The organism is Pseudomonas sp. LBUM1640 (genome assembly GCF_059716225.1).
Window position 1 is genome coordinate 1631345 of sequence record NZ_CP166816.1, and the last position, 23773, is coordinate 1655117.

The following is a 23773-nucleotide window of genomic DNA, read 5'->3' on the forward strand; positions in this document are numbered from 1 at the left end:
TGATCAGAGTAACCGTTCGTCGAGTTTTCTGGTGCTGGCAGTCTGTACTCAGGCTGAATGAAAGCAATTTTCTGACGTGCTTGCCGTGACAGGCGCCAAGCGGCGGCGTCTAATGAATACCTGTCCTTTGGAGTTGATGCTATGCGTAAGTCCGTTTTACTAGTTGCCTGCTTTACCACCCTGTCGTTGCTGTTGGGTGGCTGCGCCTCGAGTCTGACCGGCGACTCGTACTCCCGTGACGAGGCGCGCCGTGTACAGACCGTTCGCATGGGCACCATTGAATCCCTGCGTCCGGTGAAAATCGAAGGCACCAAGACCCCAATTGGCGGCGCTGCTGGCGCGGTCATCGGCGGTGTTGGCGGCAGCGCCATCGGCGGCGGCCGTGGCAGTATCGTCACCGCTGTGATCGGCGCCGTAGCCGGCGGCCTGCTGGGCTCGGCCACCGAAGAAGGCCTGACCCGCACCCAGGGCGTGGAAATCACCGTCCGCGAAGACGACGGCAGCATGCGCGCCTACGTACAAGCCGTGCAGGAAAATGAAATCTTCCGCATCGGCGACCGCGTACGCATCATGACCGTTGACGGTACCAGCCGCGTCACGCGTTAAGCGTCAGTTGTAAAAGCACAAAACCCCAACCGGGTGACCGGTTGGGGTTTTGTGCTTTTATGGGCTGGGACTGCCTATGAAATTTGTAGCTCTACTATGTCGGACACCGCTGTTCCATTGCACGATCTACTAACAGCCCCTAAGAGTTCGCCACGTTTCACTGCTAAACCAATGCCATCAGAGCGGGGCCGCTTCGCGGCCCAACGGGAGCAAGCTCCCTCGCCACAGAGACTGCGGTCGGCCATGCATTGTGAAATTTAAAGCCGCCCTTCAAACCTGAAAGTGCTTCACCATCGTGTTCAGCTCATGCGCCAGGCCGGCAAGGGATTGCGAGGCAGCAGTCGTCTGGGTCGAACCTTCTGCCGACTGAATCGACAACTGCTGAATGTTCAGCAAGTTGCGATCAACCGCCCGGGCAACGTCAGCTTGCTCCGCCGCCGCGGTGGTGATCACCAGGTTGCGGTCGTTGATCTCATCGTTGGCCGCCAGAATGTCCGCCAGTGCCTGTTGCGCCAACTCGGCCAGCCCCAGGGTTTGCTGGGTCATGGTGCTGCTGTCGAGCATGGTGTTGACGGTGCTGGCCGTGTTGGCCTGGATGCTGCCGATCATCTGCTCGATTTCTTGCGTCGATTGGGCGGTGCGATGGGCCAGCGCACGAACTTCGTCGGCGACCACCGCGAAACCACGACCGGCCTCACCGGCGCGTGCAGCTTCGATGGCAGCGTTCAGCGCCAGCAGGTTGGTTTGCTCGGCAATGGTGCGGATCACATCGAGTACCTTGCCGATCCCTTTAGCCTGTTCGGCGAGGCCGCCGACTTGACCTGAGCTGACTTCAACCCCACGGGTCAGCGCCTGGATCGAACTCAACGCCTCAACCATGCGCTGCTGGCCTTTCAACGCGATGCTGCGCGACTCTTGGGACAGGTCAGAGGTCGATGCCGCATTTCGCGCGACCTCTTCAATCGCGGTGGTCATCTCAGTGACGGCCGTGGCCGCTTGCTCGATCTCCCCATGTTGCCGCTGCAGGTCGCGGCTACCCTCGGCGGTGACCGCATTCAGTTGTTCAGCCGCCGCGGCCAATTGGCTGGATGAACCGGTAATGTGCCGCAGGGTCTGCACCAGGTTGTTGCGCATGGTTTCTTGCGCCCGCAGCAGGCGCGTGGCCTCGTCGTTGCCCGTAGGGTTGATGGGCTGGGTGAGATCCCCCTTGGCAATGGTTTCGGCCACCTGCACCGCTTCAATGATCGGCCCGGTAATGCTCCGGGTCAGCAGCCATGCCACCAAGACTGTGCCGGCACTCACCAGCAGGATAACGATGGCGATACCGTTCACGGCATGCCGGTAAGCGTCTTCGGACGTCCGGCCGGCCTGTTCTGCGCCTTTGTTGGCGAGATCTATCAGCTGATCGAAGTTCTTGGTCATCTGCTCATAGCTCTCTCGAATACTGTTGAGAAAGTCGCGGGCGCCGGCTTTATCGCCTGAGCGTGAGCGTTTGAGCATCTCGGTGTGGTTCTTCGCGTAGGCATCCAGGCTTTGGTTGAACACCTCCAGCCGTGATTTTTCCTCAGGCGTGCGCAGCAGCAGCGCATATTGCGCGAGCTGTTCCTTGACGCTTTTCAGGCGGCCGGCGGATTTGTCTTCGTAGGTCTGCATGTCGGCATCGCTTGAGGACAGGATGTGCGCCATTTCGCCGAGGCGAAAACGATCGAGCGAAGCATTCGCCAGGGCCAGTAGCCTGACGCGCTGCATCCAATTGTTCTGAATATCGGCAGCCTGTGACTGGACTTCGCCTATCTGCTTGAGGGCGAACAGACCGAGAAACACACTCAGCGACGCAATAGCCGCGAAGCCGATGAAGGCTCTGGCGGTGATTCTTATATTTCTCAGGAACATGGGATTTTCGCTCGGGCTGGAAAGCGTTGGGGAGCAGTGTCGGCCGGTGTCCCAGGCGGGGACAGTTGGAGCGCCACATTCACTAGTCGGCGGCGAGCAGAAAGTCTTTAGGCGTTTGAAGTAAGTGTCATCTTCAGAAAAAGAAAACCCCCAACCAGGCGACCGGTTGGGGGTTTTTGTGGGGCTTTCAGAGCGCTCAGGCTTTCTTGCGGCTCGCCATGGCTGTCACGGCGTAACCCATACACGCCGCGAGGATCGACCCGGTCAGAATCCCCATGCGATCTTCACCTGCGAACTCACTGGCGCCCGGTACGAACGCCAGGGAGCCGACAAACAGGCTCATGGTAAAGCCGATACCGCACAGGATCGCCACCCCAAACACCTGGCCCCAATTCGCGCCGCTGGGCAGGGCTGCAATGCCGGTCTTGATGGCGAGCCACGTGAGGCCGAACACGCCGACGGTCTTGCCGATCAGCAGGCCGGCGGCGATGCCCAGGGGCACGTGATGGGTGAAGCTTTCCAGGCTGACGCCGGTCAGGGACACGCCAGCGTTGGCGAACGCGAACAGCGGCAGGATGGCATAGGCCACCCACGGGTGCAGGGCGTGTTCCAGGGTCATCAGCGGCGACGGCTCGGCATTCTTGGTGCGCATCGGGATGCAGAAGGCCAGGGTTACGCCCGCCAGTGTGGCGTGCACACCACTTTTGAGCACACACACCCACAGGATCAGGCCGATGATCAAGTACGGCCCGAGCTTGATTACGCCCAGGCGGTTCATCGCGATCAAGGCAATCAAGCAAGCGCCTGCACCCGCCAAGGCGGCGCCCGACAGGTCAGCTGAATAGAACACGGCGATGACGATAATTGCACCGAGGTCATCAATGATGGCCAGCGTCATCAGGAACAGTTTCAGCGACACCGGCACGCGCTTGCCCAGCAGGGCCAGAACGCCGAGTGCGAAGGCAATATCGGTGGCCATGGGGATCGCCCAGCCGGAAAGCGCGGCGGGGTAGTCCTTGTTGATTGCCCAGTAGATCAGCGCCGGCACCACCATGCCGCCAATGGCTGCAGCGCCCGGCAAGACCACTTGCGAGGGCTTGGACAGGTGGCCATCGAGCAACTCGCGCTTGACCTCCAGGCCGATCAACAGGAAGAACAGGGCCATCAGGCCATCGTTGATCCACAGCAGGGCAGGTTTGGCGATTTTCAGCGCGCCAACCTGTGCCACCACCGGTACGTCGAGAAAGGCGTTGTACAGGTGCGACAACGGTGAATTGTTGATGATCAGCGCCAGGGCGGCAGCGGCGATCAACAACAGACCGCTGGCGGCTTCCAGCTGGAAGAAACGGGTGAAAGTGCTACGCAGAGGCAAGGGATGCTCTCCAATCCAGGTTCAATAGGTGGCTACCCTAACCCGTACCGTTAGTTGTTAAAACAAAAGTTATATTCTTATTTGTTATAAGCGACAGGCAGAGTGGACGTTGCGCTTGAGCCTAGCAATTGTGTGACTAATTGAGACGTCACTGTATCTGTGTGCAGTGTAGGAAACCCCCTAAAATTGGGGCTGAAATCTTGAGAGACGCACCTTATGAGTGACCACCGTACCTGGGCCCGCGAAGCCATTCGCATCATTGAAGCGGACTTTCAGCGCAGCGCCGACACGCATCTCATCCCCTTGCCACTGCCGGGCTTGCCGGGTATCGAGTTGTACTTCAAGGATGAGTCCAGCCATCCGACGGGCAGCCTCAAGCATCGCCTTGCCCGCTCGCTGTTCCTGTATGCCCTGTGTAACGGCTGGCTCAAACCGGACGCGCCGGTGATCGAGGCGTCCAGCGGTTCTACAGCGGTTTCGGAAGCGTACTTTGCGCGTTTGCTCGGCCTGCCGTTTATTGCGGTGATGCCGGCCACGACTTCCCAGGCGAAGATCGACCAGATCGCTTTCTACGGTGGCAAGAGCCACCTGGTGAAGGATCCGACGCAGATCTACGCCGAATCCGAACGGTTGGCGAAGGAAAGTGGCGGTCACTTCATGGACCAATTCACCTACGCCGAGCGTGCGACGGACTGGCGGGCGAACAACAACATTGCCGAGTCGATCTTCCAGCAGATGCGTTTTGAGCATTACCCCGAGCCGAGCTGGTTGATTTCCAGCCCCGGCACCGGCGGCACCACCGCGACCTTGGGGCGCTACGTACGGTATCGCCAGCATTGCACGCGCGTGTTATGCGCCGATGCCGAACGTTCGGTGTTCTTCGACTACTACCTGACTGGCGACGCCAGCCTGCGCCTGGATTGCGGCTCGCGGATCGAAGGGATCGGCCGGCCACGGGTCGAGGCGTCGTTTTTGCCCAAGGTGATTGATGCGATGGTCAAGGTGCCGGATGCGCTGTCACTGGCGGCCATGCATTACCTGGCCGAGCGACTGGGGCGGCGGGTTGGCGGGTCCAGCGGGACTAACCTGATTGGCGCCTTGGTGGCGGCGCAGCAGATGAAAGCGGCGGGGGAGTCGGGGTCGATCGTGGCGATTTTGTGTGATGGGGGTGAGCGGTATGCCACCACTTACTACGATCAGGCGTGGCTCACCGGTCAAGGGTATGAGCTGGACGGCTTGATTGCGGCCGTTGCGGCCAGTGTGGAGCGGGGCGAGCCGTTGCCGGAAACAATCCTGCGCGCCAATATCTGAAACAACCCAAAACCCAATGTGGGAGCGGGCTTGCTCGCGAAGGCGGACTGTCAGTCAACAAATCATCGACTGAACTACCGCTTTCGCGAGCAAGCCCGCTCCCACATTTGAACTGCGGTATTTTCAGGGTCTGTGTCAGGCCTCAATACCCAACATATCCCGCGCCAACGCCTCGGCAATCCGAATTCCGTCAACGCCCGCCGACAGAATCCCACCAGCGTAACCGGCACCTTCACCGGCCGGGAACAGGCCTTTGACGTTCAAACTCTGCATCGACTCGTCACGGGTAATCCGCAGCGGCGATGAAGTGCGCGTCTCGATACCGGTCAGCACTGCATCGTGCAGCGAGTAGCCCTTGATCTGCTTCTCGAACGCCGGCAGTGCTTCACGAATCGCTTCGATGGCGAAGTCCGGCAAGGCCAGGGCCAAGTCACCCATCGACACCCCTGGCTTGTAGGACGGTTCCACACTGCCGATGGCCGTGGACGGCTTGCCGGCGATGAAATCGCCCACCAGTTGTGCCGGCGCCTCGTAGTTGCTGCCACCCAGGATGTAGGCGTGGGATTCCAGGCGCTCCTGCAACTCGATGCCGGCCAGCGGGCCGCCTGGGTAATCCACTTCAGGCGTAATGCCGACCACAATGCCGGAGTTGGCATTGCGTTCGTTACGCGAGTATTGGCTCATGCCGTTAGTCACCACGCGGTTCGGCTCGGACGTGGCCGCCACCACCGTACCGCCCGGGCACATGCAGAAGCTGTAGACCGAGCGGCCGTTCTTGGCGTGGTGCACCAGTTTGTAGTCGGCCGCGCCGAGTTTCGGGTGCCCGGCGTATTTGCCCAGGCGCGCGGCGTCGATCAGCGACTGTGGGTGTTCGATACGGAAACCCACCGAGAACGGCTTGGCCTCCATGTACACGCCACGGCCATGCAGCATACGGAAGGTGTCGCGGGCGCTGTGGCCCAGGGCAAGAATCACATGCCTGGAAAGGATTTGTTCGCCGCCGTCGATGACTACGCCGTTCAACTGGCCGTCTTCGATCAGCACATCGGTAACCCGCTGTTCGAAGCGCACTTCACCGCCCAGGGCGATGATCTGCTGGCGCATGTTTTCGACCACGCCGGTCAGGCGGAACGTACCGATGTGCGGCTTGCTGACGTAGAGGATTTCTTCCGGTGCACCGGCTTTGACGAACTCGTGCAGGACTTTGCGACCGTGGAATTTCGGGTCCTTGATCTGGCTGTAGAGCTTGCCGTCGGAGAAGGTCCCGGCGCCGCCTTCGCCAAACTGCACGTTGGACTCGGGGTTGAGTACGCTTTTGCGCCACAGGCCCCAGGTGTCTTTGGTGCGCTGGCGCACTTCCTTGCCGCGTTCGAGGATGATCGGCTTGAAGCCCATCTGCGCAAGCAGCAGCCCGGCAAAGATCCCGCACGGGCCAAAACCCACCACGATCGGGCGTTCGACCAAGCCTTCCGGCGCCTGGCCCACTACCTTGTAGCTGACGTCCGGCGCGGGGTTGATGTTGCGGTCATCGGCGAACTTGAGCAGCAGGGCGGCTTCGCCCTTCACGTTCAGGTCGACGGTGTAGATGAAGCACAGCTCCGACGATTTCTTGCGGGCGTCGTAGCTGCGCTTGAACAGGGTGAAATCGAGCAGGTCATCACTGGCGACGCCCAGGCGCTGCACGATGGCAGGCCGCAGGTCTTCTTCGGGATGGTCGATGGGCAGCTTGAGTTCGGTGATTCGTAACATGACGGGATCCGGTAGGCGGCGGACAAAAAGGCCGGCTGTTTTGCAAACCGGCGATTATAAGCCCCAATGGCGGTTTTCCGTCATGTTAAAACAGCGCAGCGCTCAATCAGTCGTCGCGGGAACCGCCGAACGCCGCGCAACCACGCTGCACCTGGCCGTTGACGCGCAACTCGGCGGTCATGTGTTGCAGGCTGCCGCTCACCGGGTCGATGCAACGCTGTGGGGCCACCCAGAGTTCGATGTGCTGGTTGTTGGCTTCGGTCATCAGGTTGAACCGCCCGTCGCCCAGCTGTTCTTCCACAAAAGGCACGGCGAGGGGTGGCTGGCCTTCGCGCTGCAGTACCATGCCTTTGGCGGTGACGTTCATTGCCCAGGCAGGTTTATGGCCGTTGGCCCGCAGGATCATGCGCTTGAAGTCCGGGTCGTTGCAGGCCGAGGTCGAACGCTCCATGCGATAGAGCTGTTGCAGCTCAACCGAGCCCTGGGTGCCGCTGGCGACCCCAGTGAACTTGCCGCGCAAGTCGGCAAACAGCGCGCCTTGCTGGCCGGCCAGGGAGGCGGCTTCCTGCAGGATGCTGGTGCCACCGGTGTCATTGACCACATAGTTGCGTTTGTCGCCGCAAGGCTGGAACAACAGCTTGCCGCCGACTACTGTCAATTCACCCTGCATACGAGTCAGCCCCGCGGTGGACGGCTTGGCCGGCTCGCTCTCGAACATCTGGCAAGCGGTGAACAGGGGCAGCAGGGCTAACAGAGCAAGGGTACGGGCGGCGCGCATTTATAGGGTCTCCAAACAAGTGCCGCCACGTTACGCAGGCTGGCGCTGCATCACAAGTGCAGGACACGGTTTGAACGAATCGTTCAGAACACGCTGGGAAATAACGCGTTGCTAATTGGGATATTTCCTACAGTGAGTTTTGGGGAATCGTAAGAATGTCGACGCTTTTGAATGGGGTCTCGCAATGACTATCAAATGGAGCATTGGCGCGTTATTGCTCTGGGCAGGTGTGGCCTTTTCAGACGAGCCTGCCCGGCTCGTCTTCTCGTCAGTTACCGACTTCACAGAAATCTCGGTGGGGCTGAAAAGGGCCGAGAACCCGGATCCGGCCTACGTTGAGGTGAACGTCACGTTAACTCCCGAAGCCACGGCTAGGGCAAAATCCATCACGCTGCTTGCCTACCACAAGTACCTGACACTCTACGTAGACGGTTATCAGCTAAGCACTACAGTGGTTCACAGTGAGCTGGGTGGGGCGTTCAGGTTTTTGGCCCCGCGCCCACTGGTGATTGAATGGATGTCCCAGTTCGCGCGCGAGGCGATTGCCTCTCAACCCACGATGTAGGTTTGCCCTGTCTGTAAGCCCTCGACGCTTTTCGCGTAGGCCAGTGCTACATCAGCGCCGGGTGCCGGTTTGTAGCCTCGGAAGTACGGAGCATAGCTGCCCATGGCTTCCAGCAGCACGGTCGGGCTCACGGAGTTGACGCGCAGGCCGCGTGGCAACTCGATCGCCGCCGCTTTGACGAAGGCGTCAATCGCGCCATTGACCAGTGCCGCCGACGCGCCGGTGCGGATCGGGTCACGGTTCAGAATGCCGCTGGTGAAGGTAAACGAGGCACCGTCGTTGGCGTACTCACGGCCGATCAGCAGCAGGTTGACCTGGCCCATCAACTTGTCGCGCAGGCCCAGTTCAAAATCGTTTTCGCTCATGTCGCCCAGCGCGACGAAATTCACGCTGCCCGCCGCACAGACCAAGGCATCGAACTTGCCGGTCTGTTCGAACAGCGTGCGGATCGAGGCGCTGTCGCTGATATCCACCTGGAAGTCGCCGGTGGTGCGCCCGATGCTGATCACTTCGTGACGTTGGGCGAGTTCCGCCTTGACTGCCGAGCCGACCGTGCCGCTGGCACCAATCAATAGGATTTTCATCGTGCTGTTCCTCCAGGGGGTAGTGAGGTTTCAGTCTAGTGTGGCTTTTTAGCTGGATAAACATGCTAATAAGCAACCTTTGGTTTTCATTTGGAAACAATCCATGAGCGAGATGGATGACTTGGCAGCCTTTGCCGTACTGATCGAGGCCGGCAGTTTCACCGTGGCCGCCGAGCAACTGGGGTGCAGCAAAGGCCAGCTGTCCAAGCGCATCAGCCAGTTGGAGGCACAGTTTTGCGTGGTGTTGCTGCACCGCACCACCCGCAGGCTCAGCCTCACCGCAGCCGGTGCGGCGTTATTGCCCCAAGCCCAGGCGCTGGTGGTACAAGTGGAACGCGCCCGTCAGGCATTGGCGCGGCTCAAAGACGATTTGGCCGGGCCAGTGCGTATGACGGTTCCGGTGTCGTTGGGAGAAACCTTCTTTGATGGCTTGTTGCTGGAATTCTCCAAGCACTACCCGCAGGTGCAGATCGAGCTGGAACTGAACAACAGCTACCGAGACCTGGCCAGGGATGGGTTTGATTTGGGTGTGCGCTTGGGGGCTATCGAAAATGAACGCCTGGTGGCCAAGCCACTGCTGGCCTGGCACGAGATGACCTGCGCCAGCCCCGCCTACCTGGAGCAACATGGCGAGCCGCGGACCCCGGCGGAGTTGGCCACTCATACTTGCCTGCTCAACAGCCACTACAGCGGGCGAGAAGAATGGCTGTACCACCAGCAACATGAACTGTTGCGCGTGCGGGTCAGCGGCACGTTTGCCTCCAACCACTACAACCTGTTGAAAAAAGCTGCGCTGGTCGGTGCTGGTATCGCCCGCCTGCCGTCCTACGTTTTACCGGCAGAATTGGCTGACGGCCGATTGCGCTGGCTCCTGCGTGATTATCAGACGCGAAGCATGCCGATGTACTTGGTTCACCCTTACCAGGGTGGCTTGCCACGCCGCACGCAAGTGCTGGCCGATTACCTGGTGGACTGGTTCAAACGCAGCGGCGAAACCCTGGACCGTCTTCAGCGGTAGCGGCGCGCGATCAGGTGGTCGATGGACAAGCAGCCTGGGCCCTTGGCGACCAACAGCAGCAACAAGGCGATCCAGGTGCCGTGGGTCGGGTAGGCGTCCGGGTAGACGAACAGTTGAATGGTCAGGGTCATGCCGATCAGGGCCAGGGCCGAGAAGCGCGTGGCAAAACCTACCAGGATCAGCACCGGGAAAAAGTGCTCGGCGAACGCCGCCATGTGCGCGGCCACTTCCGGTGACAACAAAGGCACGTGGTATTCACTGCGAAACAACGGCAGTGTGGAAGGCGCAAGTCGAGGCTCGCCCAGCTGGAACGTGCCGTTGATCAGGTCGATGGCAAAGCCTTCAACTTTGGTTTGCCCGGACTTCCAGAACACCGCCGCGATGGAAAACCGCGCGATAAAGGCGATCAGGCTGTAGGGGATTTTCTCGAACAGTACGATGGCCTGTTTAACCAGGCACGAAGGGGAGGTGTTCATGGCGATACCTTTTGTTCTGGGTGCAAATGAGTGATGGCGTCGTGGCTGATCAGCAGGGTCAGGCATTGGTTCAGGTCGAATTCGGCTGACGCTTCGAGGGCTTGCTCCACTGCCATCTCCAGCGCCGTGCCGTGGTTCAGGCTATTGATGAACGCGGCCGAACCACTGTCGATGGCGAATACCTTGACCGCCAAGCCTTGGCGCAACACCAGCGCGCTTTGGGCGTGCCAGGGGTTCAAGGTGGCCAGGCCGCCCTCGGTCTGGTGCGCCGCCCAAACGGCCACCACCGCGTAGATGGAGTTCAAGGTGGCGAGGGATGGATGCAATTGCAGGCGCAATTTTCCCAGGTCGGTGTGGCCTTGCAGCGCGTGAAGAACGGTTTGCTGCGCAAGCGGCGGGGTATCTGCCGCGTGATAGGCGCGCACCCGCAGGCGCTCAAGCCTTGCGATATCGGCCAGGTACGGCACGCTGGCGGCGGGTGCAAAGTCCTGGATGAAGGCTGCAAATGTATTGCCGTATTCGCTGATCAGCGCACTGGTGGGCGGGCACGCCTGTATAAATAGGCCGGCCATGGCGCGAAAAAACTCATCGCCGACTAACTGCAAGGTCACCGGGTAAGCCGTCGCCAGCGCGTTGATCAATGAACTGTGGACATTGTTGCGATACACCGCAAACCGGCTGGCCGGGTCGGCGCCGTTGCTGCTGAAAAGGCCCTCGGGGCAAGCCTGGCCGGGGTCGACCAAGGCATTGGCAAACGCGGCGTGATGGCTCATGCGTTCACCTGCGACAGATGCCAGTCGGCGTGTTGGGCTTCAGCGTGCAGTACATTGAAAGCCGGCACCTGGTTGTCCCGTTCGATCAGCGTGGCCACCGGGCCAGTACGCGCGAGTACCTGTTCGTATAACTGCCACACGGCGTTATCGATGGGCGCGCCGTGGTCATCGATCAACAGGCGGTCGCCCAGGCTGTCGGTGTCTTCGGCAAAGCCGGCCAGATGAATCTCACCGACTGTGTGCAATGGCAGCGCATCAATGTAGGAAAGTGGATCGCGCTGGTGGTTGATGCACGATACATAGACGTTGTTGACGTCCAGCAGCAGGCCACACCCGGTACGGCGGATGATCTCGCTGATGAAGTCCGTCTCATCCAGGGTGGAGCGCTGGAACTGCAGATAAGTCGAAGGGTTTTCCAACAGCATCGGCCGCTTGAGGGTGCTTTGGACCTGGTCGATGTGCTCACACACTCGGTTCAGGGTGGCGGCATCGTAGGCCAGGGGCAGCAAGTCATTGAGAAACACCGGGCCGTGGCTGGACCAGGCCAGGTGTTCGGAAAAAGAGTGGGGTTGATAGCGTTCGATCAGCGTGGCCAACCGTGCCAGATGCTCACGGTTCAACGGGCCTTCGCCACCGATGGACAGCCCCACGCCGTGCAGCGACAGCGGGTACTGCTCGCGAATCAAACCCAGGTAGTGATGAAACGGGCCGCCGGCGACCATGTAGTTTTCGGCGTGCACTTCAAAAAAGCCGATGTCGGGCGAGGTCTCGAGCACTTCGATGAAGTGCTCGTTCTTCAGCCCCAGCCCGGCCCTGTAAGGGAGGCCGGGCACCTGAGCCGGTGAGACCGTGTGTTGGGGTAAAAGCGTCATCATCAGTACTCAGGCGGCGCAGGGTTTCAGGACTTGGCGGTGAAGGCTGCGGCCTGGCCGAAACCGGTTGGCGAAGTGGAGCTTGCGGTTTTGCCGCAGGTGCCGGCTGGGACCAGTTTCCAGGCATTGGCCTGGTCTTTGACTTTCGAGGTGCCGGCGCAGGAAGTACCGGCGCCTGCGGCGCAATCGTTCTTGCCGGCTTCAGCGACGCCGAAGCATTTGTCCATTTTGGCGTCGTCGGCGTGGGCCAGGTTGGACATGGCGGACAGGCTCAGAGCAGAGCCGAGGGCGAGGATCAGGGTAGCGGCGGACAGTTTAGTGGTCATGGTGTATCTCCAGCAGTGGGTTGAGGTAGCGAGCTTGATTGCCTGCTTACTCCACTAGAGGCAGCAGGGCGTATTTCGTTACAAGCTCGACGAAAATAATTTCAATCGATGCAAAATTTAAGGATCACACAAAGCAAATGTGGGAGCGGGCTTGTGTGGGAGCCGGGCTTGCCCGCGATGCAGTCACCTTGGTGTGTCAGTCACACCAAGGTGTTGCTATCGCAGGCAAGCCAGCTCCCACACAAGCCCGCTCCCACATTTTTTATCCGGTTCAATCAGCAACCGTTTTAACCGCCCAGGTAAGCCTCGCGTACTTTCGGATCCGTCAGCAACTGCTCGCCCGTACCCTGCATCACCACCCGGCCGTTTTCCAACACGTAGGCGCGGTCGGCGATTTTCAGTGCCTGGTTGGCGTTCTGCTCCACCAGGAACACCGTTACACCGTCCTTGCGCAGCTGTTCGATGATGTCGAAGATCTGCTGGATGATGATCGGCGCCAGGCCCAGGGAGGGTTCGTCCAGGAGCAGCAGCTTGGGCTTGCTCATCAGCGCGCGGCCGATGGCGAGCATTTGCTGCTCGCCGCCGGACATGGTGCCGCCACGTTGGCTGAAGCGTTCCTTGAGCCTGGGGAACAGGTGCAACACCTTGTCCATCTGCTCCTGGTAGTCGCCCTTGTCGGTGAAGAACCCGCCCATGGATAGGTTCTCTTCCACGGTCAGGCGCGAGAACACGCGACGGCCTTCGGGCACCACGGCAATGCTCTTGCGCATGATCTGCGAGGACTGCTGGCCCACCAGCTCTTCACCCATGTAGCGGATGCTGCCGCTGTGGGCCTGCGGCGAACCGCACAAGGTCATCAGCAAGGTCGACTTGCCGGCGCCGTTGGCGCCGATCAGCGTGACGATTTCACCTTGGCGCACTTCCACATTGACGCTGTGCAGGGCCTGGATCTTGCCGTAGAAAGTGGAAACGTTTTCGAATTGCAGCATTTTACGCTTCCCCCAAATAGGCTTTGATCACTTCAGGATTGTCGCGGATCTGTTCCGGCGTCCCGTCGGCCAGCGGTGTGCCCTGGTTGATCACCACGATGTGGTCGGAAATGCTCATGACCAGTTTCATGTCGTGCTCGATCAACAGCACCGTGGCGTTGTTTTCCTCGCGCAACACGCTGATCAATGCCTTGAGGTCCTCGGTTTCCTTGGGGTTCAGGCCGGCGGCCGGTTCGTCGAGCATGAGGATCCGCGGGCGGGTCATCATGCAGCGGGCGATCTCCAGGCGACGTTGTTGCCCATAGGCCAGGGTGCCGGCAGGGCGGTTGGCAAACTCGGTGAGGTTGACCTTGTCCAGCCAGTACTCGGCGTATTCCATCGCCTCGCGTTCGCTCTTGCGGAACGCCGGGGTCTTGAACAGGCCAGCAAAGAAGTTGGTGTTCAAGTGACGGTGCTGGGCGATCAGCAGGTTCTCGACCGCCGTCATGTCCTTGAACAACCGCACGTTCTGGAAGGTGCGCACCACGCCCTTGCGGGCGATCTCGTGGCCGGCCAGGCCCTGGATCGGCTGGCCGTCCAGCAGGATGCTGCCACCGCTCGGCTTGTAGAAGCCGGTGAGGCAGTTGAACACCGTGGTTTTGCCGGCGCCGTTCGGGCCGATCAACGCCACTACCTGTTTTTCTTTCACGGTCAGGGCCACGCCGTTGACCGCCAGCAAGCCGCCGAAGCGCATGCTTAGGTTTTCAACCTTGAGGATCTCGCGGCTCATTTGTGCAGCTCCGTTCTTAGTTTAAGTTCGGGGCGTTGCATCGGCAGCAGACCTTGAGGACGCCAGATCATCATCAGCACCATCATGGCGCCGAACATCAACATGCGGTATTCGCTGAACTCACGCATCATTTCCGGCAGCAGGATCATCACGATCGCCGCGAGGATCACGCCCAGCTGCGAGCCCATGCCACCCAGTACCACGATGGCGAGAATGATCGCCGACTCGATGAAGGTGAACGACTCCGGGGTCACCAAGCCTTGGCGCGCGGCGAAGAAGCTGCCAGCGAAACCGGCGAATGTTGCCCCGAGGGTGAAGGCCGAAAGTTTGATAACTGTCGGGTTCATGCCTAACGCACGGCAGGCGATTTCATCTTCGCGCAGCGCTTCCCACGCACGGCCGATCGGCATGCGCAGCAAACGGTTGATCACGAACAAGGCCGCCAGCGCCAGCAACAACGCCACCAGGTACAGAAACACCACTTTGCTCACCGGGTTGTAGTCGATCCCGAAGTACTCGTGGAAGGTCTGCATGCCTTCGGCCGCGGTGCGGTCGAACGACAGCCCGAAGAACGTTGGCTTGGGGATGCTGCTGATACCGTTGGGGCCGCCGGTGATGTCCGTGAGGTTACGCAGGAACAACCGGATGATCTCACCGAAGCCCAGGGTCACGATCGCCAAATAGTCACCGCGCAGGCGCAGCACCGGGAAGCCCAGCAGGAAGCCGAACGTGGCCGCCGCCATACCCGCCAGTGGCAGGCAGATCCAGAAGCCCCAGCCCAGGTAATGCGAGAGCAGCGCGTAGGTGTAGGCACCCACGGCATAGAAGCCCACGTAACCCAGATCGAGCAGGCCGGCCAGGCCCACCACGATGTTCAGGCCCAGGCCCAGCAGCACGTAGATCAGGATCAGGGTGGCGATGTCGACGGCGCCGCGCGTGCCGAAGAACGGCCAGATCAACGCGGCCACGATCAGGCCGATGATGATGTAGCGCTGGGTGCGCGGCAGGGTCAGGAATTGGCTGACCTTGGGCGACACCAGCGGCCCACGGTTGCCCTTGAACAAGGCACCGACCTGCTGGGTGAACAGCACGCGCAAGAACATCAGCACCGAGCACAGGGCGATGATGGTCAGGGTCACGGGACCGGTGCCATGCACTTCCAGGTTGATGCCGACAATGCTCAGCTTGAGGCCGAGTACCGGAAAGGCCACGGCCCATACCAGCAAGGCGCTGAAAAACGCCGATTTAAGATATCTGCTCATACTTTCTCAACCTCCGGACGGCCCAGAATGCCGGTCGGACGGAACAACAGCACCAGAACCAACAGGCCGAACGCCACCACATCCTTGTATTGGTCGCCGAAGATATCGGCACCAAAGGCTTCAGCCACGCCCAGCACCAGCCCACCGAGCATGGCGCCCGGAATACTGCCGATGCCGCCCAATACCGCCGCTGTAAAGGCCTTGAGGCCTACCAGGAAACCGGCGTTGGGGTTGATTACGCCGTACTGCATGCTCAGCAGCACCGCCGCGACGGCCGCCAGCGCAGCACCGATGACGAAGGTCAGGGCAATGATGTTGTTGGTGTTGATGCCCAGCAGGTTGGCCATCTTGATGTCTTCGGCGCAGGCCCGGCAGGCGCGCCCCAGACGGGAGCGGGAAATGAACAGCGTCAGGCCCAGCATCGCCACCAGGGTGACGACGAATACGAGGATCTGCATGTACGAAATCAGCACTTCTTGTGCGCCGCCTGGGCCGAAGGAGAAGCTCCCCGGGATCAGGTTGGGAATGGACTTATCCTTGGAGTCCTGGGACAGCAATACAGTGTTCTGTAGGAAAATCGACATGCCGATGGCAGAAATCAGCGGGATCAAACGGTTGCTGCCACGCAAGGGACGGTAGGCAACGCGCTCAATACTGTAGCCATAGGCACTGGTCACGACGATCGACGCAAGGAACGCAGCGGTCATCAACAGCGGCAGGGAGTGGATACCCATCATGGCCAGCCCGGCAAGGGCGATGAAGGCCACGTAGGAACCAATCATGTACACCTCGCCATGGGCGAAGTTGATCATTCCAATGATGCCGTAAACCATTGTGTAGCCAATGGCTATCAAGGCATAGGTGCTGCCAATGGTCAGGCCATTAACCAGCTGTTGGAAAAAATGATAGATCTCAGGCATTACAGCGCTCCTAAAAACCCGATACGCATTTCACTGGTGGAGTCATGTTCCGGCCCTGCGCTGTGTTCTGTGAGCACATTTGCACAAAGCGTTTGCCAGCGAACCGCTGGTGACGGTTTTAAGATTTTCAGGTGAGCCAGCGCCCGGATCGCGGGTGACAGGCCCATAAACCTCGTAAAACAAAACCCACTGCTTTCACAGTGGGCTTGTTAACCAGTAACGCCTGGCTTACTGAGGGGAAACTTCGGTTTTTGGTTTACCGAAGTGCCATTCGTAGACCACGAACTTGAAGTCCTTCAGGTCGCCCTTGGCGTCGAAGCTCAGCTCGCCGGTAGGGGTCTTGAAAGTACCGGCGTGGATGGCGGCTGCCACCTTGGCGGTGTCTTCGCTCTTCGCGGCAGCGATGCCGCCGGCGATGACTTCAACCGCCGAGTAGGCCGGGAACACGAACGGACCGGTTGGGTCCTGCTTGTTCTTGGCGAACTCTTCAACGATGGCTTTGTTGGCAGGGTCGGTGTCGAAGGATTTCGGCAGGGTCACCAGCAGGCCTTCGGAAGCGCCTTGGGCGATTTGCGAGATGGAATCGTTGCCGACGCCTTCTGGGCCCATGAACTTGGCGTTCAGGCCTTTTTCCTTGGACTGACGCAGGATCAGGCCCAGCTCTGGGTGATAGCCGCCGTAGTAGACGAAGTCGACGTTGGCTTGCTTGAGCTTCTGGATGATCGAGGAGAAGTCTTTGTCGCCGGCGTTCAGGCCTTCGAAGACGGCGACTTTCACGCCTTTCTTCTCGAGGGTCTGCTTAACGGCAGTGGCGATGCCTTCACCGTATTGCTGTTTGTCGTGCAGTACGGCAACCACCTTAGGCTTCACGAAGTCGGCGATGTAGTTGCCGGCTGCCGGGCCCTGGGCGCTGTCCAGGCCGATGGTACGGAACACCAGTTTATAACCACGGGCGGTGATTTCCGGGCTGGTAGCCGCCGGAGTGATCATGATCACGCCTTCGTCTTCGTAGATGTCGGTTGCAGGCTGAGTGGAGCTGGAGCAAAGGTGACCGACCACGAACTTGACGCCGTCGTTGACCACTTTGTTGGCTACGGCAACGGCTTGTTTAGGGTCGCAAGCATCGTCGTATTCCTTGGCTTCAAGCATTTTGCCATCGACGCCGCCTTTGGCGTTGATGTCGGCGATTGCCTGCTTGGCACCCATGAATTGCATGTCGCCATATTGCGTCACAGGACCGGTCTTGGGACCTGCGATACCGATCTTGATGGTGTCGGCTGCGAACGAATGGCCGGCAACCCCAGCCAGGACCATAGCGGCAAACAGTTTGGAAATCTGCTTAGTAGCCTTATTCATAGTGCTCCACTCTTACTGTTGTATTTTTTATAGTTCTAGCGGCCTTGTGAGCTGCAGAACCGGATCAGATATCTGGGATATCCCCCCGGCAGTGCTCTGGCAACTGTACCGGTACAGTGTAGAGCGCCGGTTGATCGCTTGAAAAGCTGGCTGCTGGGGGCAAAACCCGGGGATGTCGCTTTAATGAAAGAAAAAGACAGAATTGCGGCGGGGTGATGCCAGAGTTTCGGGCAATCCTTGGCTTTCCTGACACTTTCGATCGTTGACTCATTTGCAACTGGGTTTTTCTGCCTGACGCCTGACGCTATGATTGCGCCGATTTTTTATTCAGGTGAACTCCCATGACGCAAGAACCTAGCACCCTCTATGCCAAGCTGCTCGGTGAAACCGCCGAAATTTCCTGGAAGGAGCTTGAGCCGTTCTTTGCCAAGGGTGCCCTATTGTGGGTCGACGCCGGCCTGGATTTGATCGAGGCGGCCGAGGGAATGGCCGAGGATAACCGCGACAAAGTCGCTGCGTGGCTGGCTGCGGGGAGCCTTGGCGAGGTGTCTGCGACGCGGGCATTGGACTTGGTTGAGCGTGATCCTGGCCTGTGGGCGGTGGTGGTTTCGCCGTGGATTCTGATCCAGGAAAGGGCAGTGTAAGAATCGCTTGCACAAAAAAGGTGCGTGATTTTCGTCGGCGCAAGTGTGTAGCGGAGTAACCGCTGGCGCCGTGATGGCAACTTGCCGTAGAGAAAGGTCACAGGTGAGGGTGACGTGCGCGTCACGGGAACAGTTTTACGCGGGGCCAAAGGCCGGGGGAATTGTTTCTGGGTGTGAGCAGATCGTTCCTACGCTCCGCGTGGGAATGCAGCCAGTGACGCTCTGCGTCACCAAGAGCGGACGCTGAGCGTCCAAGGCGGCATTCCCGCGCAGAGCGTAGGAACGATCAAAAGCGCCCTCGCCACAAAAGCTTAAGCAGTCTTGCCGGTATGGTTATTCAAGGAAATAACCTTGGTCTTGCCAATCCGATGGCGATAAATCTCGCGCAGATACTTGATCGCCTTCTTCACACACTCGCGTGACAAGCGAATATCGTTAATCGACACAAACTTGTCTTTGTCGTTGATCAACTCGCGGTACTTCTTCTCGTACATCGGTTTGATCGCGTACCAGTTGGTGTCGAGAATCTTCGCCGGGTTCTCAAATTCATTGAGCAGTTCATCAATTCGGTCTTCATCAAAATCCTCATGGATGATGAAATCCAGAATCGAATTATCCAGCGTGTCATCAAACCGGTACGGGTTGCGGGCAAAGCAACGCTTGATAAACGCCACGATCAACGTGAGGAAATCATCCGACAAGCACGGGCTCTTGGCGATCAAGGTGGTCAGCGACAAGTTGGCCGACGCGCCGATCACCAACGCATAACGCTTGAGCGTGGTGTTGGGGAACAGGCTGTTGAGGTGAGTCTTCAGTCGGTTCAAGTCCATGTACGACAGCTTGTAGTCCTTGGGCAACGACACAATCGACACCACCGACGAGCAGTTCTTGAAGAAGTGCAGGTCATGCAGCGCCGCCGCGTCATACCCGGAGTTCTTGTACTGCTCCAATGACGCCTTGTAGCGCTTGGACTCAATCGGCAACAGGCTGATGCCCTCGATGGCCTGGGTCACCTTGTTGAAGTGCGGCAGATCAATCGAGCGGAAAAACAGGTCATCGATATTCAGCCGCTGTGGCTCTTTATCAAACACTTTGAACTTGTCATTCGACGGCGCCGGGGTTTCCGGCACCACGGATTCGGCGTAGGCAATCGCCACCGGCCCGGCCAGGCTCATGAACAGGTCATTGGCATCCAGGCGGATGGTTTCGCCGATGTCGATGCCGGCGCGACGGAAGTAGTTCTGGTCGTAGTCGGTGGTCACCGCCTGGGCGGTAAGGATGTTGAAGATCTGCTGCGAGATATATTGGTTGGCGTGTTTTTCCATGGCATTGACGTCAATGTTCTGGATATTGCCGTCATCGCTTTCTTCGGCGTAACGCATGATGTCGTTGGAGATCAGCATCATCGCGTTCCATGGGCGGATACGGCCTTTGACGCTGGCTTCACTGCTGTCTTCATTGTCGAAGTTGTATGAGAAATCCCATTCTTCCGACAGGTATTTGCACAACAGCCGCCCGGCGTTGATGTGCAGCGCCTCGGACATTTCGCTGCGGTGGTCGGAGATATTCGGCAGCACACAAATACCGCTGGTGAAGATCGGCTCGAAGACAAAGGCGTGGCCGCTTTTGCTGTCGTGCTCGTCGGCCGGCTTGGTGTCGAAGGTCTTGTTCATGTACGAGTGCTGCTGGGCCAGGCCGAACTCCGAGGCCATGCCCGAGCCTGTACCGCCGCCGGCGCTGAAGATCGAGAAGTACAGGCGCGACTGGTTGGCCTTGATGCCGCAGGAGTCGATCAAGTACGAGTGGATCATCTTCCAGTCGGGGCTGGAAAAACGCTGGGTGTCTTTGTTGAGGATGATCTTGGCCAGGTACTGGCCGAGGATCGGCGCGTTACCGGCGCCACCGGCATGCACCTCCGACAGGTCCATGATTTTCATTTTGCTGTAGTCGCGCAGGAAGCCGCTTTTTTCACCCTTGCGCGAGAAACGAATGCGCCCGGCGATGTCCTTGTCCAAATCGCCGAGCATCACCAACGGCTCCACCAGGAACACCGGCTTGGTGGGCTTGCCGCCGCCCAGGCGCAGGTTGTTACGAATCCACTGGGCCGGGCTGTAGCCCTTATCCGTCGACTTATCCTCAGTACTGAATTCATTCAGGTAAAACTTGCGCGCGTTGTACACCAGCTCTGCCACGTCCAAGGCAATGTTGGAGCCGCAGCGGCCCAGGCCAATCAGGCATACCGAGGGAAACTCTTGCTCGCTGCGCGCGTCGCCGTCGCCTTCCTGCTGGGGCAGGCTGGGGAACACCATGTCGCGCAGGCCGTCGAGGTTGTCGAGGATGCGGTCGGTGTTGGTTTCGGTGAAGTACAGGTACTGCTGGGTGGCCAGCGGGCGGGCGTTGCTCAATGACTTGGAACCTGAGGTTTTTTCCGCAGGAACGGTGGGCAACACGTCGGATACCACGGTGGCAGAGTTATTTTTGGAAGTCATTGGGCGCCATGTACCTGGACGGATGGCCGGAAAAATCAGGGAGCCATCACTGAATGAGAGTTCGCGACTTTACAGTGCGTCTGAGTCCGGGACGCTCGGGGTTAACCCTGATTTTTCAAGGGGAATCCGGGCCCGACTCTGATGAATCGGCCGTTCGTCGGCGTTCTTTAGCCAAATGATGGCTAAATGCCAAAGATTCGGCGTCAGCGAATTGGCCTGACGGTAGAAGGGGGGCCAATACGGCTTGGGTTTGAGTCTTTCGGCGCAGGAGCATCCTTGTTGCCTTCCACGCTGAAGGGGTAGAGCGGGTTGCGCATCTGAATGCCTTGGATCACGCCAACGATGTCACTGAAGGGCACCGCCGGGCTCAGCAGGTAGCCTTGAATGAAGTCACAGCCGTGTTTGAGCAGCAGCTCAAATTGCGCCTGGGTTTCCACGCCTTCGGTGACGACCTGCAGATGCAGGGTGTGGGCCATGCCGATAATCGCCTGGACGATCTCGATATCGGCCGTGGATTTGGGAATGTCCTGGATAAATGAACGGTCGATCTTCAAGGTATTAAGCGGCAGGCGCTTGAGGTAAGCCAGTGATGAGTAGCCCGTGCCGAAGTCATCAATCGCCAGCGACACACCCAAGGCACGAATTTGCCGCAATAGCGCCAGGGTGCTGCTGATATTGCCCATCAGGGCGTTTTCGGTCACTTCCAGCTCAAGGCGCTTGGCAGCAACCCCGGCGAAGCGCAGGGCGTCTTCGATCTCATCCGCCAACTCGTCCCGGGCCAGGTTCAAGGCCGAGCAGTTCACGGCCATGGTCAGCTCGGTGTAGCCCCGGTCCGACAGCAGGCTCAAATCGTGGCAAGCCTGACGCAACACCCAGTGGTCCAGATCGGCAATCAAGCCGTTGCTTTCGGCAATGCCGATAAACCGGTCCGGGGCCAGCAGGCCGTGTTGCGGATGTTGCCAGCGTACCAGGGCTTCCAGGCGGGTGACTTTGCCGAGTTTCATGTCGAAGATCGGCTGGTAAAACAACACCAGCTCATTACGGCCGCGCAGGGCTGCGCGCAATTCCTCTTCCAGTTGCAGCTCAAGGAACGCTCGGGTTTTGAGGTTGGAACTGAAGAAGTTCAGGCTGTTGCGCCCGGCGTCCTTGGATTGGTAAAGCGCCAGGTCGGCAGTTTTCAGCAGCTCCTCGCAGGTCTGGCCGTCCTCGGGAAACAGGCTGATGCCGATGCTGGTGGTCATCACCATGCGCCGGCCGGCCAGTTCGATTGGTTCTTTCATCTTCTGCATGATGCGCTGCGCCATGTGCCGCGCTTCGTCGCGATGGTGAATGTTGATCAGAATGCAGAATTCATCGCCGCCAAAGCGCGCGACCACGTCGTCATGGCTGCGTACCGAGCCTTTGATATGCCCGGCCAGTACGGTGAGCAAAACGTCACCGGCGTCATGCCCAAGGCTGTCATTGATGCGCTTGAAGTGGTCAATATCGAGGAAGATGACTGCCAACATGCCGTTATATTTGGTTTTTTCAGCAACTTTTTCTGCAAAGATCTGGTTAAAGCCGCGGCGGTTGAGCAGGCTGGTCAGCGCATCGTAATGAGCCACCTGTTGCAGCGAGGCACGGGCCTGGTCGAGTTCGCTGAGCAACGCGTTGACTCGACGCAGGTCGCGTTCCTTGTGCTGCAGTTTTTTATCCGCCAGGGCGGCACTGACACTGCTGCCGATCACCAGCAGGGTGATCACGGCCACTGACAGGCCGAGTTGAATAGGGTTGTTGTCCAGCGGTAAGGCGAGGTCGGCCTGGTTGGGCACCAGCAACTGCATGGCGGCCATGCCGGTAAAATGCATACTCAGGATGCCGGCGCCCAGCACCAGGCTGGCGGCATACTTGAGCAGTTGATGGAACACGCCGGCGCCATTACGCAGATAGCACGACAGCAACAACGCGGCCAGGCTGGCGCCAATGGCGATTGCCACCGAGGCCATGAACAGCCCCGAATCGAAGTACATCTGCGCCTGCGAGCGCATGGCCGACATGCCCACGTAGTGCATCAAGGCGATGCCGAGCCCCATCCATACGGAGGCCAGCAGGTACTGATGAAAGCGCAATTGGGCATGACTGAGGGTTTGCATTGCAAACAGCGAAGCAATCAGCGCGATCACCAGCGAGGCGAACGTAATGAGCAATTCGTAATGAATGGCGATAGGTGCCTGGAAAGCCAGCATGCTGATGAAGTGGGTCGACCAAATCCCGCCTGCCAGGCAACCGGCACCGAGCCAGCGCCAATGGCGCCGGGCGGTAGGGTCTTCGACATGGCCGACGCGTTCGGCCATGTCCAACGTACCGAACCCTGCCGCACACGCGACCAGGTAGGCCAGCAACACCAGAAAAGGGTTATGACTGCAATTGAGTAATAAATGCCCATTATCTGGAAGGTCGGTAAAAAAATGCATACCCAGCCATTCCATAGCATGTCCCGTCAAAGTCAGTACGTCATTGCCTCCGGCAATGGCCTATGACCTCGAGTATAGAAGCCTCGCGGGATTTGCCAGGAATAATGGCACTTTGCTCTGAATGATTTTGGCATGCCTGCCATAGCGTTTGATGCTAAGCGCTGATCGGCAGGTCCAACTCGAAAGGCGCTTGCAATGGCGGCAAGCCAAAGGCAGCGCGTGCCTTATCGCAATCGACGTTCTGCTCGCCCTGGCTCCATGAGGCGTCGAATTCACGGCAAGGGCTCGACCGTTGTTCATAAATGGTGCAACGGGTGCCCTTGCCGACTTCACCCTCAAGGCTGCAGCAGCGCGCGGGTTTCTGGTCGGTTCCGATCATCGCCACCCGCGTGGGGTTGATCTGCACCACCAGGTCATCGGGCACCGTGCCCCCCGAGGAGGCGCACTCACCCCAGAAGAAAGACACACGAAAGTGTGAACAGCAGGCACCGCAACTCAGACACGGACTGGCTTCGGACATGGGCGTCATCGATAAGAAAAGTAGGATGTGGGTGTTACGGAAGGCTCG

The 23773-nt window shown here is 59.2% G+C and carries 22 protein-coding genes; 5 read left to right on the forward strand and 17 right to left on the reverse strand.

Annotated features, from left to right (window positions below; all coding sequences use genetic code 11):
* The first annotated feature begins 141 nt into the window (after window positions 1-141).
* Window positions 142-606 (forward strand): outer membrane lipoprotein, encoded by a 465-nt coding sequence (locus ACA065_RS07295; RefSeq protein ID WP_003189251.1) that lies wholly within the window; start codon window positions 142-144, stop codon window positions 604-606.
* Between the two features lie 270 nt (window positions 607-876).
* Here the strand turns inward: ACA065_RS07295 and ACA065_RS07300 are convergent, their stop codons facing one another.
* Together ACA065_RS07300 and nhaA are read right to left on the reverse strand one after the other, a co-directional pair.
* Entirely contained in the window at window positions 877-2499 is a 1623-nt protein-coding gene (locus ACA065_RS07300; RefSeq protein WP_497693930.1) for a methyl-accepting chemotaxis protein, read from the reverse strand.
* Between the two features lie 196 nt (window positions 2500-2695).
* Window positions 2696-3871, reverse strand: a complete 1176-nt coding sequence (nhaA, locus tag ACA065_RS07305; protein ID WP_497693931.1) for a Na+/H+ antiporter NhaA — start codon at window positions 3869-3871, stop codon at window positions 2696-2698.
* Between the two features lie 216 nt (window positions 3872-4087).
* On the opposite strand from nhaA, the gene ACA065_RS07310 reads away from it, so the two are divergent.
* Window positions 4088-5182: a PLP-dependent cysteine synthase family protein gene (locus ACA065_RS07310; RefSeq protein WP_497693932.1), complete on the forward strand. Its 1095-nt coding sequence runs from the start codon at window positions 4088-4090 to the stop codon at window positions 5180-5182.
* 135 nt (window positions 5183-5317) lie between these two features.
* Here ACA065_RS07310 and ACA065_RS07315 read toward each other — a convergent pair whose 3' ends face one another.
* The gene (locus ACA065_RS07315; RefSeq protein WP_497693933.1) at window positions 5318-6931 is read right to left on the reverse strand and encodes an NAD(P)/FAD-dependent oxidoreductase; all 1614 of its coding nucleotides are present in this window, start codon (window positions 6929-6931) and stop codon (window positions 5318-5320) included.
* A gap of 106 nt (window positions 6932-7037) precedes the next feature.
* Complete coding sequence (locus ACA065_RS07320) at window positions 7038-7709, reverse strand: COG3650 family protein (RefSeq protein ID WP_497693934.1); 672 nt, start codon at window positions 7707-7709, stop codon at window positions 7038-7040.
* A 184-nt stretch (window positions 7710-7893) separates the two neighbouring features.
* Between ACA065_RS07320 and ACA065_RS07325 the strand changes: the two genes are divergently transcribed.
* Entirely contained in the window at window positions 7894-8274 is a 381-nt protein-coding gene (locus ACA065_RS07325; protein WP_497693935.1) for a hypothetical protein, read from the forward strand.
* Here ACA065_RS07325 and ACA065_RS07330 read toward each other — a convergent pair.
* Window positions 8259-8858, reverse strand: coding sequence for a short chain dehydrogenase (locus ACA065_RS07330; protein ID WP_497693936.1), 600 nt, complete (start codon window positions 8856-8858; stop codon window positions 8259-8261). The genes ACA065_RS07325 and ACA065_RS07330 overlap by 16 nt on opposite strands.
* A gap of 103 nt (window positions 8859-8961) precedes the next feature.
* On the opposite strand from ACA065_RS07330, the gene ACA065_RS07335 reads away from it, so the two are divergent.
* The gene (locus tag ACA065_RS07335; protein ID WP_497693937.1) at window positions 8962-9876 is read left to right on the forward strand and encodes a LysR family transcriptional regulator; all 915 of its coding nucleotides are present in this window, start codon (window positions 8962-8964) and stop codon (window positions 9874-9876) included.
* On the opposite strand, the gene ACA065_RS07340 is transcribed toward ACA065_RS07335, so the two are convergent.
* The 9 genes from ACA065_RS07340 to ACA065_RS07380 all read right to left on the reverse strand — a co-directional run bounded on the left by ACA065_RS07340 (window position 9867) and on the right by ACA065_RS07380 (window position 17619).
* Entirely contained in the window at window positions 9867-10352 is a 486-nt protein-coding gene (locus ACA065_RS07340) for a DoxX family protein (RefSeq protein ID WP_497693938.1), read from the reverse strand. The two genes, ACA065_RS07335 and ACA065_RS07340, sit on opposite strands and share 10 nt — an antisense overlap.
* Complete coding sequence (locus ACA065_RS07345; RefSeq protein WP_497693939.1) at window positions 10349-11125, reverse strand: HvfC/BufC N-terminal domain-containing protein; 777 nt, start codon at window positions 11123-11125, stop codon at window positions 10349-10351. The genes ACA065_RS07340 and ACA065_RS07345 overlap by 4 nt, the downstream gene beginning before the upstream one ends.
* Window positions 11122-12000: an MNIO family bufferin maturase gene (gene bufB / locus ACA065_RS07350; RefSeq protein WP_497693940.1), complete on the reverse strand. Its 879-nt coding sequence runs from the start codon at window positions 11998-12000 to the stop codon at window positions 11122-11124. Before bufB ends, ACA065_RS07345 begins: the two co-directional genes overlap by 4 nt.
* A 23-nt stretch (window positions 12001-12023) precedes the next feature.
* Complete coding sequence (locus tag ACA065_RS07355) at window positions 12024-12323, reverse strand: BufA1 family periplasmic bufferin-type metallophore (RefSeq protein WP_497693941.1); 300 nt, start codon at window positions 12321-12323, stop codon at window positions 12024-12026.
* A 287-nt stretch (window positions 12324-12610) separates the two neighbouring features.
* Entirely contained in the window at window positions 12611-13312 is a 702-nt protein-coding gene (locus tag ACA065_RS07360; RefSeq protein WP_083359752.1) for an ABC transporter ATP-binding protein, read from the reverse strand.
* Window position 13313: 1 nt separating this feature from the next.
* On the reverse strand, window positions 13314-14081 hold the full coding sequence (gene livG, locus ACA065_RS07365) for a high-affinity branched-chain amino acid ABC transporter ATP-binding protein LivG (RefSeq protein ID WP_016975067.1): 768 nt from the start codon (window positions 14079-14081) through the stop codon (window positions 13314-13316).
* Complete coding sequence (locus ACA065_RS07370; protein ID WP_497693942.1) at window positions 14078-15343, reverse strand: high-affinity branched-chain amino acid ABC transporter permease LivM; 1266 nt, start codon at window positions 15341-15343, stop codon at window positions 14078-14080. The genes livG and ACA065_RS07370 overlap by 4 nt, the downstream gene beginning before the upstream one ends.
* On the reverse strand, window positions 15340-16263 hold the full coding sequence (livH, locus tag ACA065_RS07375) for a high-affinity branched-chain amino acid ABC transporter permease LivH (RefSeq protein WP_003231100.1): 924 nt from the start codon (window positions 16261-16263) through the stop codon (window positions 15340-15342). The genes ACA065_RS07370 and livH overlap by 4 nt, the downstream gene beginning before the upstream one ends.
* Window positions 16264-16491: 228 nt before the next feature.
* On the reverse strand, window positions 16492-17619 hold the full coding sequence (locus tag ACA065_RS07380) for a branched-chain amino acid ABC transporter substrate-binding protein (protein WP_497693943.1): 1128 nt from the start codon (window positions 17617-17619) through the stop codon (window positions 16492-16494).
* A 341-nt stretch (window positions 17620-17960) separates the two neighbouring features.
* On the opposite strand from ACA065_RS07380, the gene ACA065_RS07385 reads away from it, so the two are divergent.
* Window positions 17961-18263, forward strand: coding sequence for a DUF2288 domain-containing protein (locus ACA065_RS07385; protein WP_497693944.1), 303 nt, complete (start codon window positions 17961-17963; stop codon window positions 18261-18263).
* A 311-nt stretch (window positions 18264-18574) separates the two neighbouring features.
* Here the strand turns inward: ACA065_RS07385 and ACA065_RS07390 are convergent, their stop codons facing one another.
* The 3 genes from ACA065_RS07390 to ACA065_RS07400 form a co-directional block, all read right to left on the reverse strand.
* Window positions 18575-20752 carry a hypothetical protein gene (locus tag ACA065_RS07390; protein WP_497693945.1) on the reverse strand — a complete coding sequence of 726 codons (2178 nt, stop codon included), beginning with the start codon at window positions 20750-20752 and terminating at the stop codon, window positions 18575-18577.
* Between the two features lie 203 nt (window positions 20753-20955).
* The gene (locus tag ACA065_RS07395) at window positions 20956-23220 is read right to left on the reverse strand and encodes a putative bifunctional diguanylate cyclase/phosphodiesterase (protein ID WP_497693946.1); all 2265 of its coding nucleotides are present in this window, start codon (window positions 23218-23220) and stop codon (window positions 20956-20958) included.
* Between the two features lie 139 nt (window positions 23221-23359).
* Window positions 23360-23725 (reverse strand): YkgJ family cysteine cluster protein, encoded by a 366-nt coding sequence (locus ACA065_RS07400; RefSeq protein ID WP_497693947.1) that lies wholly within the window; start codon window positions 23723-23725, stop codon window positions 23360-23362.
* Window positions 23726-23773: the final 48 nt, after the last annotated feature.